14 protein-coding genes and 1 tRNA gene are annotated in these 15443 nt (G+C 39.7%); 12 read left to right on the top strand and 3 right to left on the bottom strand.

What is annotated here, in order from left to right; translation table 11 throughout:
- Window positions 1-101: 101 nt before the first annotated feature.
- The 9 genes from CYO90_RS01000 to CYO90_RS00960 all read left to right on the top strand — a co-directional run bounded on the left by CYO90_RS01000 (window position 102) and on the right by CYO90_RS00960 (window position 5872).
- Window positions 102-332 (top strand): 2-hydroxymuconate tautomerase family protein, encoded by a 231-nt coding sequence (locus CYO90_RS01000; RefSeq protein ID WP_009294206.1) that lies wholly within the window; start codon window positions 102-104, stop codon window positions 330-332.
- A complete protein-coding gene (locus tag CYO90_RS00995) occupies window positions 326-1048 on the top strand; it encodes a hypothetical protein (RefSeq protein ID WP_103578117.1) in 723 nt (240 codons plus the stop codon). Before CYO90_RS01000 ends, CYO90_RS00995 begins: the two co-directional genes overlap by 7 nt.
- 10 nt (window positions 1049-1058) lie before the next feature.
- Window positions 1059-1619, top strand: a complete 561-nt coding sequence (locus CYO90_RS00990; RefSeq protein WP_103578142.1) for a YajG family lipoprotein — start codon at window positions 1059-1061, stop codon at window positions 1617-1619.
- The gene (locus CYO90_RS00985) at window positions 1619-2188 is read left to right on the top strand and encodes a ComF family protein (RefSeq protein WP_103578116.1); all 570 of its coding nucleotides are present in this window, start codon (window positions 1619-1621) and stop codon (window positions 2186-2188) included. The genes CYO90_RS00990 and CYO90_RS00985 overlap by 1 nt, the downstream gene beginning before the upstream one ends.
- 140 nt (window positions 2189-2328) lie before the next feature.
- A tRNA-Asn gene (locus CYO90_RS00980) sits at window positions 2329-2403 on the top strand.
- 269 nt (window positions 2404-2672) lie between these two features.
- Window positions 2673-3158, top strand: a complete 486-nt coding sequence (locus tag CYO90_RS00975) for a PepSY domain-containing protein (RefSeq protein ID WP_103578115.1) — start codon at window positions 2673-2675, stop codon at window positions 3156-3158.
- 44 nt (window positions 3159-3202) lie between these two features.
- A complete protein-coding gene (locus CYO90_RS00970; RefSeq protein ID WP_103578114.1) occupies window positions 3203-3841 on the top strand; it encodes a hypothetical protein in 639 nt (212 codons plus the stop codon).
- Between the two features lie 38 nt (window positions 3842-3879).
- Window positions 3880-4539: a response regulator transcription factor gene (locus CYO90_RS00965; RefSeq protein WP_103578113.1), complete on the top strand. Its 660-nt coding sequence runs from the start codon at window positions 3880-3882 to the stop codon at window positions 4537-4539.
- Window positions 4523-5872: a sensor histidine kinase gene (locus CYO90_RS00960; RefSeq protein ID WP_103578112.1), complete on the top strand. Its 1350-nt coding sequence runs from the start codon at window positions 4523-4525 to the stop codon at window positions 5870-5872. Before CYO90_RS00965 ends, CYO90_RS00960 begins: the two co-directional genes overlap by 17 nt.
- A 405-nt stretch (window positions 5873-6277) precedes the next feature.
- On the opposite strand, the gene nifB is transcribed toward CYO90_RS00960, so the two are convergent.
- The 3 genes from nifB to CYO90_RS00945 are packed head-to-tail and all read right to left on the bottom strand — an operon-like array spanning window position 6278 to window position 8767.
- Complete coding sequence (gene nifB, locus CYO90_RS00955) at window positions 6278-7105, bottom strand: nitrogenase cofactor biosynthesis protein NifB (RefSeq protein ID WP_103578111.1); 828 nt, start codon at window positions 7103-7105, stop codon at window positions 6278-6280.
- The gene (locus tag CYO90_RS00950; RefSeq protein WP_103578110.1) at window positions 7105-7917 is read right to left on the bottom strand and encodes a 4Fe-4S binding protein; all 813 of its coding nucleotides are present in this window, start codon (window positions 7915-7917) and stop codon (window positions 7105-7107) included. The genes nifB and CYO90_RS00950 overlap by 1 nt, the downstream gene beginning before the upstream one ends.
- Window positions 7910-8767, bottom strand: a complete 858-nt coding sequence (locus CYO90_RS00945) for a substrate-binding domain-containing protein (protein WP_103578109.1) — start codon at window positions 8765-8767, stop codon at window positions 7910-7912. The genes CYO90_RS00950 and CYO90_RS00945 overlap by 8 nt, the downstream gene beginning before the upstream one ends.
- Window positions 8768-9092: 325 nt before the next feature.
- On the opposite strand from CYO90_RS00945, the gene CYO90_RS00940 reads away from it, so the two are divergent.
- The 3 genes from CYO90_RS00940 to CYO90_RS00930 form a co-directional block, all read left to right on the top strand.
- A complete protein-coding gene (locus CYO90_RS00940; protein WP_103578108.1) occupies window positions 9093-12734 on the top strand; it encodes a S6 family peptidase in 3642 nt (1213 codons plus the stop codon).
- 279 nt (window positions 12735-13013) lie between these two features.
- Window positions 13014-14573, top strand: a complete 1560-nt coding sequence (locus tag CYO90_RS00935; protein WP_103578107.1) for a hypothetical protein — start codon at window positions 13014-13016, stop codon at window positions 14571-14573.
- A 73-nt stretch (window positions 14574-14646) separates the two neighbouring features.
- A partial coding sequence (locus CYO90_RS00930; protein ID WP_103578106.1) for an AAA family ATPase occupies window positions 14647-15443 on the top strand: 797 nt, incomplete at its 3' end.

Genomic DNA, 15443 nt, shown 5'->3' with positions numbered 1-15443 from the left:
TCGAAAATTTATGCGCAACATCCAAAATCATCTCACGACATTATGACTTGTCTTATGCTGTTTTGATAGGTTTAAATATTAAATTTACAAAAAGGAGTGCTATGCCGTTTGTGAAAATTTGCGTGACAAAAGAGGGTGATAGCCCAAGTGTGGAGCAAAAAGAGAAGATGATAAGTGGAGTTACAAAGCTAATAAGCGAAATTTTAGGTAGAAGCGCTCAAAATACCGTTGTCATTATCGACGAGATCGATACGAACAACTACGGCATCGCAGGCGAGAGCGTGAAAAATCTCCGCAAAAAACAAAAAGAGCAAAAGGAAGTGAAATGCTAAGAGCGACATTATTAGCAGTTTTTGCAGCCGTCTTTCTAACTGGCTGCGTGGCAAAAGCTAGCCTTTGTCTATCGTGCGAGGGCATAGATGGCGTGCAAAGTGCAAGTATAAGTAGCGAAGATAAGACCTATTTTGAAGAGGTTATGAGGATTCCAGCTGACTGTAGCGCTTGCAGGGGCAGGGGCGATGGCGTCTTTATAAATGGCGTCAAGTATAGAAGCGACGTGGCGATAAACTGCTGCTTAGAAAAAAATATGATCGACATAAATGTTGGGCTAAAAAAGGTATATTTTCATAGGATCGTGGATGCTAGAAGCAGCGCAAGGTCGATTTATTACACAAGAGAAGATGGTAGTGGCGTAGTCTTTAACTCAAATCCACGCCTTGAAGTGCTCTTTTATATGTTTTTAAAACGTGAGCTAAATTCGCGTGGCATCGTAGTCGTGGATACGCAAACATCGCCTTATACATATAGGCTTGATTTTAGATTTGACGAGCTTAGAGGCACTTACTCTAGAAGCTCTGAAATTTTAAACGGACATCTATATGGCGAGCTTGTGCTTTCAGATATAAATTTCAAAAAACGAATTTCTATCTCAACTAGACACCACGTGGAGGAGCTTGAGGCTTCAAAAAGCGGTCAGTTTGACTTCTTTATCGCACTTTTAGTCAAGCAAGCTGCCATAAAAGTGGCTGATGAGATCACTAAACTTTGAAAGGAAAAATATGAGTAAATTTAAATTTCTAGCTATCTTTGGACTTTTTGTTCTATTTTTGAGCGGTTGTGCGCCTACTCAGACGGTGCTTGCATTTGATCCTTATAAGGCTATCGTTTCAAATCAACAAAACAGTGGTTTTGAGGTCTATATAAGTGCAGTGCATGATAGTCGCAAAAACAAAAGCACTATTGCAACTATAACAGATGGCAAGGGCACCGTGGATGAATACGTCGTGCTTCAAAATGACCTTGCGACCTACTTTGGCGATTCTCTTAAAAAAGAGCTCATAGCTCATGGCGCAAATGTAAATGGCATGGGTGGCGTCGTGGTTGAAGTTTTCATAAACGAATTTGAAGCAAATATGAGCGGATATGGCAGCGACAACACAAAAGGCAAGATAAAGATCACTCTTAAAATCCAAAAAGGCGATCAAAGTATCATCAAAAATATCTCAAACAACCAAACCAAATTTGAGCTAGTTCGCACTGGCGGAGCATTTAAGCCATTCTTAACAGACATCATCAACGACGCCGTTAAGCGCTCTGCGATCGCTATCTTAAATAGCTGATGTTTTGTGCGTTTTGCAAGAGCTTTACGCTAAAGACATTTTGTAAAACCTGCTCGCAAATTTTAAGCGAGCCAAGCCCTTTGGTAAGAGAGCTAGAGGGCTTTAAAATTTATAGTTTCTACGGCTACTCTGAGATCAAAGAGCTCATCCACTCAAAGCACCAAATGCACGGACTTTTTATCTATAAAAATTTAGCCAAATTTGCATTTAAGAAATTTGCTAAAAGTTTTAGCTTCCCAGAGCAAATTTATGCCCTGCCGATAGATGATAGAGTGCATCATGGCTACTCACACACGGCTATTTTGGCAAATGAACTTCGTGCTAAAAACCTTAAACCCATCTTTCACGCCCTGCATGCGACAAGCAATGTCAGCTACAGCGGCAAGGATCTTAAATTTAGACAAAACAATCCAAGAAATTTTAAAATTTTAAAAAAGATTACCGCACCAGTTGTATTAGTCGATGACATCGTAACCACTGGCACAACGATACTAGAAGCTAGAGATACACTTCAAAAAGCAGGCACTAGAGTGCTTTTTGCGCTTGTTTTAGCAGATGCTAGAAACTAGGTTTTATGTTTATTTTTTATGTAATTTAAAAAGATGAAAAAGTAAAGCAATGTCTTATTTTCAGGTTGTTTTTTTGACAATGCCTTTTTTTAAGCTATTTTTAAAGAAATGCTAATTATAATACGAGTTCTTTTAAGTGTTCCGGATTAGCTCAGCGGTAGAGTAGGTGACTGTTAATCACTTGGTCGCTGGTTCGAACCCAGCATCCGGAGCCATTTATCTTCAAAAGTCCTTTTAAAATCACGATTTCAACGATGCTTTAAAAACTTTAAGTTTTCTTATTTTTTGCATTTTTCCACTTTATTTCTCCTCAGCTTTATTGCTATTTCAAAGTATATCATTTTGCTTTGTTGTCAAAACATGATTATATGTCCGGCTTTTGGCGAAGTTAAAATAATTTTTTCATTCATCCTAGCTTCATTTAAGACTTTTATAATGCGCTCATCCAAACAAGAGTTGGAAATCAAAAATAAAAGGATCAAAAATGAAAAATGTATTAGGTGCAGCAGTTTTAGCAGCAATTTTAGGAGCAACAAGTTTGCAAGCAGCTATCACATCAAAGGATGCTTTAAATATAGCTGAGAAAAACTTTCCAGGCTCAAGCGTCAAAGATATCGAGATGAACGTCAAAAAGGGCGTGACATTTTATAAGATAGAGTCTTTTAAAGACGGCGTCAAACAAGATATCAAGATCGATGCCAATAGCGGTCAGATCGTTAAAATGGAGAATAAAAATAAAAAACATATCTTGCCAATCGAAGCGGTAGATTTTTCAAAATTTGCCCTAAGCATCGATGAGGCTGTGGCCAAAGCTCAAGCGCTCGAGGCTGGCTGGAGTCTTGATGAGGCAGACCTTGATAATAAAAATGGTGTTTGGATATACAAAGTAGAGCTTAAACGCGACAGGAGCGAGAAAAAAGTGATCATAAACGCTCAAACTGGCGAAATAATCGATAATTACACAAAGTGATCTAACGCCCTTTTTGGGCGTTAAATTTTATAAAGGTGAAAAAGATGAGTGAAAATTTAGATCAAAATTTAAACGAGAAAGTTAGCAAGCAAGTCTTAGAAAGAAATTTGAATAAAAATTTAAGCGAAAACGAGATAGAAAATATAAGTGAAAATGTTACTAATAAAAATAGTTACGAAAATTTAGGCAAGAGCGAGCAAAGCCCTGAAAATTTGGATAAAAATCCTAGTGAAGAAAGTAGTAGCGCAGAAATTTTAAGTCAAGCTACCTCAAAATGCAAAGTTCAGAATTTATTTAAAAAGACGCTTGAACTTTCGCTTCAAGGCGTAGCGGGTGCGCTCATCTACACTGGTAAGGCTGGAGTGTGGCTAATAAACGCTACAAACTGCCTAAAAGACGAGGCGCAAAGGGCGGAGCTATCAAAGATAAATGAAGAGCAGGCTAAATTTGAAAGAGTGGCTTGCATCTTGCCAGAAAAAGTCAAAGAGATCGTCATAGAGCGCCTAAAAACAAAGCCAGAAGAGGTGGAATTTGCACCGATTTATCTAGCTAAAAAACAAAGCTTTGGCACACTTGGAGCGGAGTGTTTTTATGAGGCAAGGGCTAAATTTAACGGCTTTTTATATGATTTTAAGATAGGCGCAGCAAATGGCGAAATTTTAAATCTAAAAATAAAAAGCTAAATTTGATAAAATAGCTGGCAAAATAAAGTGAGGCAGGGATGAAAATTTTAGTCGTAGAGGACGAAATAGACCTAAATAGCGTTATCACAAGGCACCTAAAGAAAAACGGATATAGCGTCGATAGCGCGTTTAACGGCGAGGAGGCGATGGACTTTATCGCTGTGGCGCACTACGATCTCATCGTGCTTGATCTTATGATGCCAGTGATGGACGGACTTACATTTTTGCAAAGATCGCGCGCCGCAAAGCTAGCGACCCCTGTGCTGATACTAACGGCAAAAGACGATGTGGATGACGTTGTAAAGGGGCTTGACGCGGGTGCAGATGACTACTTGGTCAAGCCATTTGACTTTAAGGAGCTGCTAGCTAGAGTGCGCACACTCATTCGCCGAAACAGCGGTAACGTGGCTAATGAAATTTGCGCAGGCGAGCTAAAGATCGACCTTTCTAAAAAGTCAGTCGAATTTAACGGCGAGCAGATCGAGCTAACTGGCAAAGAGTATGAAATTTTAGAGTTTTTGATGCTAAATAAGGGCAGAATTTTAACTCGCGACCAGATCAAAGAGCACGTCTGGGACTTTGACTACACGGGTGGTTCAAACGTCATCGAGGTGCTTATAAAAAATATAAGAAAAAAGCTTGGCGAGTGCGAGGCAATCCAGACTAAAAGAGGGCTTGGTTATGTTGTTAAGGATTAAACAAGCGCTTGCAAACATCCCGATAACGGCGCGCGTAACGCTTTGGTACTCGTTTTTTATCATCGTTATTGTGGCGGCTCTCATTGCCATCTCGGCGGTCGTGGCAGATGAGGTTTTTGAGGATGTGAGCCAAAAAAAGCTAGCCAAATCAGTCACCAAAATCGCCAATGATATGGATGAGTTTGAGCCATACGATGATGGGATATTTTTTATAAAATATAATGCAAAAGGCGATGTGATCGGTGGTCTAGCGCCAAAGCGCTTTCAAATTTCACTTAAAATGAACAGCGGTGCAGTCCGTCTTTATGAAGAAGGCGAAAACCGCTTTTACTACTACGATATCGCAGCTAAAGGCAAAGGTGTCTGGATCAGAGGCGTGATAAATGCTGAGAAATTTTTTAAAAAAGAGGGGCTATTTTTACTAGCGCTTGGCGTTTTTGTGCCGGTTTTGTTTATTTTTGTGCTTTACGGCGGCTATAAAACGATAAAAAACGCGATGAAACCAGTCGCTACGATGTCAAAAACTGCGCTCGAGATAGGCAGCAGCCGGGACTTTTCAAAGCGCATAGACCTACCTGCTGGCAAAGACGAGCTGCACGCGCTTGCAAGCGTTTTTAACCAGATGCTCGACTCGCTTGAAAAGGTTTATCATAGCGAGAAACAGCTCACCTCAGACGTCTCGCACGAGCTGCGAACGCCGCTATCTGTCATCATGGCTGAGAGTGACTACGCTGCGAGCTATGCGCAAAATTTGGACGAGGCCAAGGAGTCGCTGGAGGTCATCTCTAGGCAGTCAAGAAAGATAACCTCGCTGATAGATCAAATTTTGGAGCTCTCAAGACTGGAAGCTGGCAGAAATTTGGAGCTAAAGCGCATAAATTTAAGCTCTATCTTGCAAAATTTGGCCAGCGACTATGAGAAGCTAGCAAGCGCAAAGGGGCTAAAATTTAGCTGCGTTGTATCGCCAGATGCCCAAATTTTAGGCAATGAGCTGATGATATCAAGGCTGGTGGATAACTTTTTAAGCAATGCACTAAAATTTGCCTCAAGTAAAGTCGAGCTAAATTTAAACATGTCAAAAACGCATGCACTTTTGTCTGTAAAAGATGATGGCGTCGGTATCTCTAAAAAAGACATCGAGCTAATCTGGAATAAATTTTATCAAGTTGAAAGTTCAAGAAACAAAAGCCAAAACACAGGCAGCGGCCTTGGTCTTGCCATCGCTGCAAATATCGCTAAAATTCATGGCGCAAAGCTTGGCGTAAAAAGCGAAGCTGGAGCTGGAAGCGAATTTTGGGCAGAATTTGAGCTTGTAAATTTAAAACAAGCATAAATTTAGGTAGTTTGCCAAGATAAAATTTACGCAAGAGAAAAACAAATATAAGAGTGAATTTAAATTTCGCATAAAATGACGTCTATTCACAAGCACAAAACTATCAAAGCTATGAGATAGATGAATATTGAGCAAAGTATTAAGGTGCGTGATTTAAAGCCCATTTAAATGGCTTTTAAAAGGGTTTGTAAAATAATGTAAAGAAAATTTCGCCACCTTGTCTTTGAGCAAAACTCACTCTGACTACGATTTAACCACTCTTTTCTATGCTTTTTTATAACTTTGATATCTAAGATAGCTTTACAAAATTTAGCCCAGAGCCAAGAGCCACACAAGAAAAAATCAAAAGCCACGCGAGCAAAAAACCAAAAACCAAAAAGACACTAAATTTAGTGTCTTTTATCGTTATCTTTCGCCAAGCTTCCCGCATGCATCAGCACGGCACCTACTGCAGTGCGTCATCTGCTCTATATCGCCGCCTATCGATCTTCGTATGCGGTGGATCTCCTCGGTTGAAGGGGACTTTAAATTTTCAAAAGGTGTGTCATGCACCGGTATCATCGCCATGCAGTTCATTATGTCAGCTCCCCACTGCTTTGCCTTTGCTGAGATGCTTTGGACGTGATCCATATTGACCCCGGGGATGACTACGGTGTTTATCTTTACTAGCATGCCAGCCTCTTTTAGCTTGCGGATGCCCTCGTCCTGGCGTGCTAGCAGTATCCTAGCGGCCTCCTCGCCGTAGTAGTTTTTACCCTCATACCTCACCCACGAATAGACCTTTGAGCCAACATCTGGCGTCACGGCATTTACAGTTACTGTCACGTGGCTCACGCCAAGACGCACGATCTCATCAACGTGCTCAGGCAGTGCTAAGCCATTAGTCGAGAGGCAGAGCAGGGCATTTGGGAAGTGGGACTTGCACTTTTCAAAGGTCGCTAGCGTCTTGTCAGCATCGCACATCGGATCGCCAGGTCCAGCGATGCCGATGACTGAGATGTCTTGTCTAAATTTAAAGAGCTTTTCTAAAAATTTCACCGATTCATCTGGTGTTTGCACCTTTGCCGTTACGCCAGGGCGATTTTCATTAGCGCAGTCATATATGCGGTTGCAGAAGTTGCACTGGATGTTACAGTGAGGGGCAACTGGCAGATGCACGCGTCCGTAGCTAGCGGAGGCCTTTTTGTTAAAGCATGGGTGGTTATCTAGATCAGCTTTAGTGCGAAAGATCATTAGCTCTTTTTCCTTCCAAATTTAATGGCATTTGCATGGCAGACATTTAGGCAGTCTCCGCAGTTTGTGCAGTTTATCTCATCAGGTCTTGTCCCCATCTCGCACTTGCGCAAACATGCGTCGCAGTCGTCACAGGCACTTGTTTTATAGACGCGAAATATCGAGAATTTACGCAAAATTTCAAGCACGCCACCTGATGGGCAGACGAAACGACACCAAAGGTTAGCTACAATCAGCGAGGCTAGCATGACCGAGATGATGACTGCTGTGCGTGTGACCCACTCCCATTCGCCAAAGCGAAGTGACAAAGTAACGGCAGTTAGGTACTCATCGCTCGTTCTTATAGGTATCATCATGCGAGGATTGCCCCAGACGAAATAGACCCAAAGGCTGATTGCTATGGTAATTAGCATGCCTATTTGAGCGATTACCAGCTTTTTGCTGCGAATTTTTAGCTTGAAAAATGCAAATTTACCAAGCATTTGATTGACAAAGCCAGCTGGACAGACCCAGCCACAAAATGCCCTGCCAAAGAGGATGACAAGCGCTGGGATAAATAGCCAAAATCCAAAAAACAGCGACGTGATCCGCCCCCAACAGGTGATGATAGGGCAGTTTTGGCAATTCACAAAAGGCACTACAAAAGGGCACCTAAAAATACCGTAATATGCCCATTGTCCGATACCTGCTATGAAGATGAGCTGCACTAGGCGTCTTATCTTTGTTGTGGGAGAGTTTTTGCTTTTCTTTTTTAAATTTACATTGCCGCATGCACTGCTATTAGAGCATGCGCTATTACAGCTACTACACATCTTTTACACCAAACCTTTCTATAAGCTCTAGTCCACGCGCTGAATAAATGGAGGTAAAGCCATGTTTTTCAAAAATTTCTTGACCCTCAGTGCCGCAAACAAAGTCTGCAAAGTCATTTGCTAGCCTTTCATCTTTTACATATTTCATTATATTTAGCGTAAAAGTGAGCGGTCCAGGCGGGATGAGCTTTTCGTCGATGGGCATATACTCGATCTTGTCTTTAAACCTATCGTGCGTTGTTAGGCGCTTTTCGATGATCGAAGCGTCGCCCTTGCCATCAACTAGCTCGCACATCATATTTATGACGCATGATCCGTTTGCGACCATGTTTTTCATCACCGCATCGGTTAGGTTTGAGTTTTTTAAGATCCCTTTGACTGGGCCACTGCCAGGGGGCGATGATCTAAGAGGCAGCATCACTCTAACTCCTGGCTCAGCAAGGTCTTTTAAGTCGCGAATGCCAGCAGGGTTGCCTTTTGGCACGACTAGAACGTAGTCAGTAAAGCATAGCGGCCTAAAATGGAGGCTAAGACCAGCTTTGCGAAGTTTTTTAGAAAGCTCTAAAACCCTTGCTCCAAAGAGCTCGGTCGTGCTTTGAAGTGCTAAAAGCGACTTGCCAAGAGCACCAGCAAAAGCGCCGGTGTATTGGATGTTGTGCCCTGTTCTTGACTCGTAAATGGCATTTAACTCATTAAATGCTTCAGACAAGCCTCCGCACGACCAAACCTGAAGCGAGTCAGACTTAAATGGCGTAAAGCCAGCCAGCATCGTTTGTGGCGTGGCAGCAGCTGTGGCTAAAGCACCTTTTAAAAAGCCACGGCGTGATATACCAGTTTGTTTTAATTCCACGAAATCTCCTTTTGGGATTTAAGAAATGTAAATTTGATATTTTCGGCACGCGAAACTTGTGAAATTTGACTTTTGAAATTTGCAAAAATGGTAGTTGAAGGTAAATTTATGCAAATGTAAATTGCGACCGCAATCTAAATTTGAGTGATTATAGCCAAATGCTAGCTTAAAAATCGAGATAAATTTAAAAGACGCAGGGGTAAATTTTCTAAAGTAAATTTATCGTTTAAAAAATAATTAAGATTTTAGCCGCTAAAAGGTTTAAAATAATATATAATGCCTCTTGTGATTTAAATGGAAATTATCTTAAAAATGGAGGTTTATCTTGAAAAATAATCTTAGCATTTCTCTTGTTTTATCTAGCATTTTATGTAGCTGCTTAGACGCTCAGGTCATGGATATAGGGACAAATTTTTATAGAGATTACCTTGATCTTGCGCAAAACAAAGGCATCTTTAAAGCTACTGATGCACCACTAGAATTTACGCAAAGAAACGGCGCTAAATTTACGTTTAATAAGATCCCAAACAACAACGCAAGAAACAATAAAGGCAACTTTACTGCGCTTGGGCGAAATTTTGTAGTGACGGCAAATCACACACTTCTTGCCTCAGCTGCTACAAATTTTAATGAAAACAGAGGCTGGTTTGGCAACACACTTTATGAGTACGCGACAAATTCTACGCAAAAGCTTTATGGTGCAGATACAACATATCTGCGAACTTCAAAATACATAGTCGAAGGGCAGATTGATCCTTTGGATGTGCCAAATTTGGAGATCTCTAGCCAAGATCAAACAAAAGATGAGGCTAATGCAAAAAAGATAGAAGATCGTTTTAGTGATATAAAAAATAGCGGCGGAGCTAGTGGCGAGAATATCCTTGCATACGAGGCTGGCACAGGCTCACTTGCCCTTGAAAGGCCAAAAAGCGATTCAGATGGCTTTGCTGAGGTGATGAGCGCTACTGAGTTTGAGAACCAAAATATAGTAAATAACGCACTTGGTGCAAGCGTAAATGAGATAGGAGTGGCGTATTCTGCGGTTTATAAGAGCCATTACTCAAGTGTAAGTAAGCCTGGTGTTTATCTATTTATGACTTCAAACAGAGACTTTAGAAATAGACTTTTGCCAGGAGATAGTGGCTCTGGGTTTTTTGTCTATGACACGGTAGCTCAAAAATGGGTCTTAGTAGGCGTTTTAACCGGAGTTGAGGATAATAAAAACTACGCTTCTATCGTTACTGCAAGAGATTTTAACGACTATAAAAAAGAGTATGAAAATTTAGTAAGTGGCATAAATGTCCTAGGCAGCGCGCTAGTGCAAAATAAAGATAATATATTTAGCAGCGCAAATGGCTCAAACATCACGCTAAACTCTAATCTAGACTTAGGACATGGCGGTATCGTCGTAAATAGCGGAGATCTTACGCTAAATAGCACAAATGGTAGCAAGATAGCAAAATTTGCAGGTTTTGACATAGCTGGGGGTGCAAGTTTAAATTTAAACGTCGTTTCAGACACAAGCGTGCATAAGCTAGGCAAAGGCAGCTTGATAGTAAGCTCAAGTGGCAATAAGCCACTAAGGCTAGGCGAGGGTGTGGTTGAGCTAAGAGCTTTAAATGCATTTGATAAAATTTATCTAACAAGTGGCAGGGGGCTCTTAAGGCTTGGCGTGTATGAAAATTTAAATGACAAAATTTTCTTTGGTAATGGTGGTGGAGCGCTTGATCTAAATGGCTTTGATCAGACTTTTGACAACATATCATCCAACTCAAGCGACGCGAAGATAACAAATGAAAACTCACAAAGAGCGACCCTTAAAATAAACGGCGAAAGTGGCAAAGATACGATATTTCACGCAAGCATCGATAAAAATATAGAGTTAAAACATAGCGGGCAGGGCAAGGAGCTTGTTTTTGACGGAGGATTTGACATTGATGGTGCTTTGAGCCTAGAAAACGCCAAAGTTACGCTCCAAGGCCATCCAAAGACGCACGCCGTTGGCGATGCTAGCGTTTTAACTCCCCTAGCAAAGAGCAAGATGGCCGCAGCTGGTCTAAGCGAGCCAGCCTATATGGATCTCGCTCGCCCATCCACACTCTCTCAGCCTGACTGGGACGAGAGAAAATTTAGTGCAAAAGATGGCATAAAGCTTAAATCATCAGAGCTTACCATAGGCAAAGATGCTAAGCTAAATGGCGACATCACGGCTAAAAACTCGGTCATAAATTTAAGTGGCGAGCTAACTCACTATATCGATAAATTTGATGGCTCAAATACCTATGATGATGGCTTAAAATATCGCCAGGATATTGAGAGTAAAAATTTACTTGTTAAAGACGTTAAATTTGACAATAAAATCGTCATGGATAGCGATAGTCTGCTAAGAGTAGGAGGCGGCGCAACTAAGCTAAAAGAGCTAGTAATAAATGGCAAAGATACGCCTTTAGCTAAAGATGTGCTCTTAGGAGATGGTAAATTTGAGGTAGAAAATTTAGAGGTTAGTGGTGCGCAAAAGCTTGGCTTTGAGCCTGATAGCCTCATAAAAAAGAGTCTAAAGATAAAGAGCTTTGGCAGTGAAAATGAGCCAGTACTTGACTTTAAAAAGGTCTTAACTCTTGGCGCTGGGATGAAATTTGATGTTGATTTTACTGCGGCACTTAAAGGTGGCATGGCGCTTGATAAAACATATACCTTAGTAAGCGCGCAAAATATCATAAATGAGGGCGCTATCTTTAACAACGAACAAAAACTTGGGGATTTGTTTATGACCTACGCCATAAGTGACGGCAAGATCGTGATGAAGCTAAGCGACAAAAAGGGAGAAAATCCAGCCGTTTCGTCCAATGTGGTGCAAGAGAGGGTTTCTAAATTTAGCCAAAGAGAAAATAAAATCCTAAGCATGCTAAAAGGCACGCCTGAATTTGTGCAAGCAATCTCAAGCGGTGACGATGAGGCGCTAAGAAAATTAGCGCAAAAAGCAGATAAAGATATGAAGGAAATTTCTGCTTCAGCTCTTAAAGTGAGCATAAAAGCCTTGCAAAACAGCAATGAGCTGATGAACTCTAGGTTATTTCAGGTCACGCAATTAAGAGGAAAGACTGATATCTCGCAGTTTAAGCTAGCTGGACTTGAAAGTGACATCATGCCAAGCGCGAAGATGGCTTACGAAGCAGCAGAAGCTAGTAGGGAGAGAAACAACTTTTGGGCAAATGTAAATGGTGCTTATTTTAAGGATAGACAAAGCGATGGCGACCTTAAATTTTATGGTACAAATATCGGCTATGACAGAGGTTATGACGAGTTTATCTTAGGCGTGAGCGCTGGAGCAAGCAAGGCTAAATTTAGCTCAAATGTATTAAAAGATGATGCTAAAATTTATAGTTTTGGTGCGTATGGGCTTTTTGAAAGAGGAGCTCACGAGATACAAAGTAACTTAAATTTTGCCTTTATAAACTCAAAACGCAGCCTAGATGAGGCGCAAAAAGCTAGCGTAAAAGGCAGAGGCATCCTCTCAAGCAACTACTATAAATATAAAATTTCACTCTCTAAAAGTGGCGAGTTTGAGCAAAGCATAAACCCACTACTCGCACTAGAGCTTGGCGCTAACGGCATTGATGGATTTAAAAATGACCGATATGATCAAAAGAGCATAAATGACTTTAATGTGGCTGTAGCAGCAGGAGTAGAATACGCTTTAAACAGCGATAGAAACGCATTTAGCGTGCAATTTTTAGTAAAACAAAGTGTGTATAACTCAGAAGATAAATCTTATGTTTCGCTTAATAATTCAAGTGAGTATGTTGATTACAAGCTTGATGACAATAAGCTAAGCTACAAGCTTACTTTAAACTCAGATACCAAGCTTAGCGAAAATTTAGTTCTCTCTTCTCAGCTAAGCGGTATGCTTGATAATGATAAAAACTACGGCATAAGTGGTGGTTTGAAGATCGAGTATAAATTTTAAATTTATGTCAAAGTGGATTTAAATTTCACTTTGGCGTTGGTAAAAACAGTTAAATTTAACTAAGCTTGAGATCTAATAAAAAATGGTAAAATTTAAACTTTCAAGTAGGTGGTGGGTTCACCACCTACCATATTAATAATAAAATATTCTGTAATAGAGCTTTTTAAGAGAAATTATTATCGTTAATATCCGTAAAAATATCCTGTTGATGTCGCGCTGTAAATTTGCAAATTTTAGGAAAATAAATACTACCTTTTTAAATAAAAAAGGGTTGTGAAAATGAATTTAACTCCTGAGCTATATTTAAAATTTGCAAAAGATGTTGAGCCAGAAATTTTTGAAAACAAGACGCCTAAATTTCATCCTGAAATCATACGTTTTATCGACGGAGAGGGACAATATAAAGCCGTAGCAGTCTTTCGTGGTGCTGGTAAGACTACCTTGCTAAATAAAATTTATGTCTTAAGTCGTCTATATTTTGCTGCGGAGCCTTTTATCATGATAGTTTCAGCAAATGAAGATAAGGCGACAGCATTTTTGGAGGCGATAAAAGGTAGCATCGACAAAGCAGCAGCAAAAGGCTACGCCATAGCTCGTGGCAAAGCTTGGAATAAAGGCTTTATAGAGGTTATGATAAATCAAGGCATGAAGGATGAAAATAGTAAAAGCTTAGAGAAAAAATGCTACGTCGTATCTCTCTCTGCTGGGCAAGATCCACGTGGTATGAATATCGATAACATGCGTCCAACATTGATTATCATAGATGATTTGGAGAGTAAGGTCGGCAGATATCCTATAGATTCAAACGCAAACCGCCAAAAGCTTCGCAGCTGGTTTTATGCTGACTTGCTGCCAACTCTGCATCCAACACGTGGCAGGGCTGTGATCCTTGGCACGATACTTCATGAAGATAGCATTTTAAACAACATCGTAAATAATACCGAAGAGATGGATGCTAAACAAGAGTGGATCTATATCAAAATCCCGATCATTAGAAACGGTGTAAGCTCGTGGCCATCTCGCTTTTCTATGGATAAAATCAAAAAGATACAAAGCACTCTAGTCTCAAAGGGAATGGCAAATGAATTTTATCAAGAGTATATGTGCGCGGCAATCGATCCGCAAAAGGCTATATTTAAGCGTGAATATTTTAGGTATTTTAAGGGAGTGGAGTATAGAGCAGACGAGCCATTTACCACTGTAACCGTAACTGATGGCGTGAATAAACAAGAGTTAAAGATAAGAAGAGCGAGCAAAATAGAGCTAGAAAATGGTGAGAAAATTTGGCTAAAGGAGTGTCAAATTTACACTATGGCTGATATCTCAAGCGGCAAGGGTAGGGATCAAACCGCTTATGTAACATTTGCGATCGATAGGCAAAATAGGCTTTTTATCATTGATATCACAAGTGGATATTTTACGCCATTTGAGCGAAGCTTAAAGATAATCGAAATTTATCTTACCTTTGATCCAGAGCGTATCGGCATAGAAAAGGCTGGCATGCAAAATGATTTTTTCTACACTATAGATACTATCCAAAAGCTAACGGGCGTAAATTTGCCAATTGATCCGCTTAGTCATGGTGGCAACTCAAAGAACAAACGTATCTCAAATCTTGAGCCATACTACCGCACAAGGCAAATTTATCATAATGCAAATTTAAACGCTACAGATGAGCTGGAGGCGCAACTTTTGGGGTTTGATGCTGAGACTGAAAGCAAGAGTGATGATATCATGGATGCGGCTGCGTATATCTTGCAATATATTGCAGGGCGATTTTTTGATGAGAGCTATGATGAAATTTATGATGAATATGCAGAGGAAGAGAACTGGGTGTGAAAATAAAACATAAACAAAAAAATAGTTTATATTTATGTTATAATTTCATTATGAACGATAAAAAGGTGTATAGATGTTAATAAGCTTTGGTGTATCTGGATATAGATCTATAAATGAGAAGGTAGAAATAAATTTTGATGTTTATAAAAACCAGCGAATAAAAGGGACGAAGTATGAGCCAAATTATTTTTTAGACAGAAAAATAAAACTTGCTAAAAGTGTAGTCCTTTTTGGTGATAATGCAGCAGGTAAAAGCAATATATTAATGGCTATTAGTTCTTTTGGAGAAATAGTGGCTGGAGGCATTGACCTTGATGCAGAGTCTAAAAATATAAACAATAAATCAGACAAAACTTCTTATGAAACAGAATTTTTAATAGATAACGATATATATGAATACAATTTAACCTTAAATAAAAATGGTGTAGTAAGTGAAAAGTTGATTAAAAATGATATGATCATATATGATTTTAAAGATAATAAATTGACATTTAAAAAATATCCAGAAATCGAAAAAATATTGTCTGTTCAATCAAAGGAGACAATTCTAAAAAAGATAGAGGATAATAAAATACCAGAAATAGATATTTTTCTACAAGGTTGTATCGCAAGAACAGCTGAACGTGGAATATATAAATTACTTGATGTAATGCTCAAATATGGAAAACTTTTTGAGAATGGTTCTATAGTAAAATTTCCTACTTTAGCTAAAAACCTAATGGAGAATAATCATGATACTTTTTTAAAAATACTTAGAATTTTAGATAAGAGTATAGATGATTTTTTCTTTTTTGAATTAGATGAAAATAGGAATTTTATGTTTTTAAAAAGAGGTGGAAAAAATTTCCCTATCGAAGAAGAGAGCAGTGG

The organism is Campylobacter concisus (assembly GCF_002913745.1).
Lineage (GTDB): Bacteria > Campylobacterota > Campylobacteria > Campylobacterales > Campylobacteraceae > Campylobacter_A > Campylobacter_A concisus_R.
This window is presented reverse-complemented; position numbering and strand designations above follow the sequence as displayed.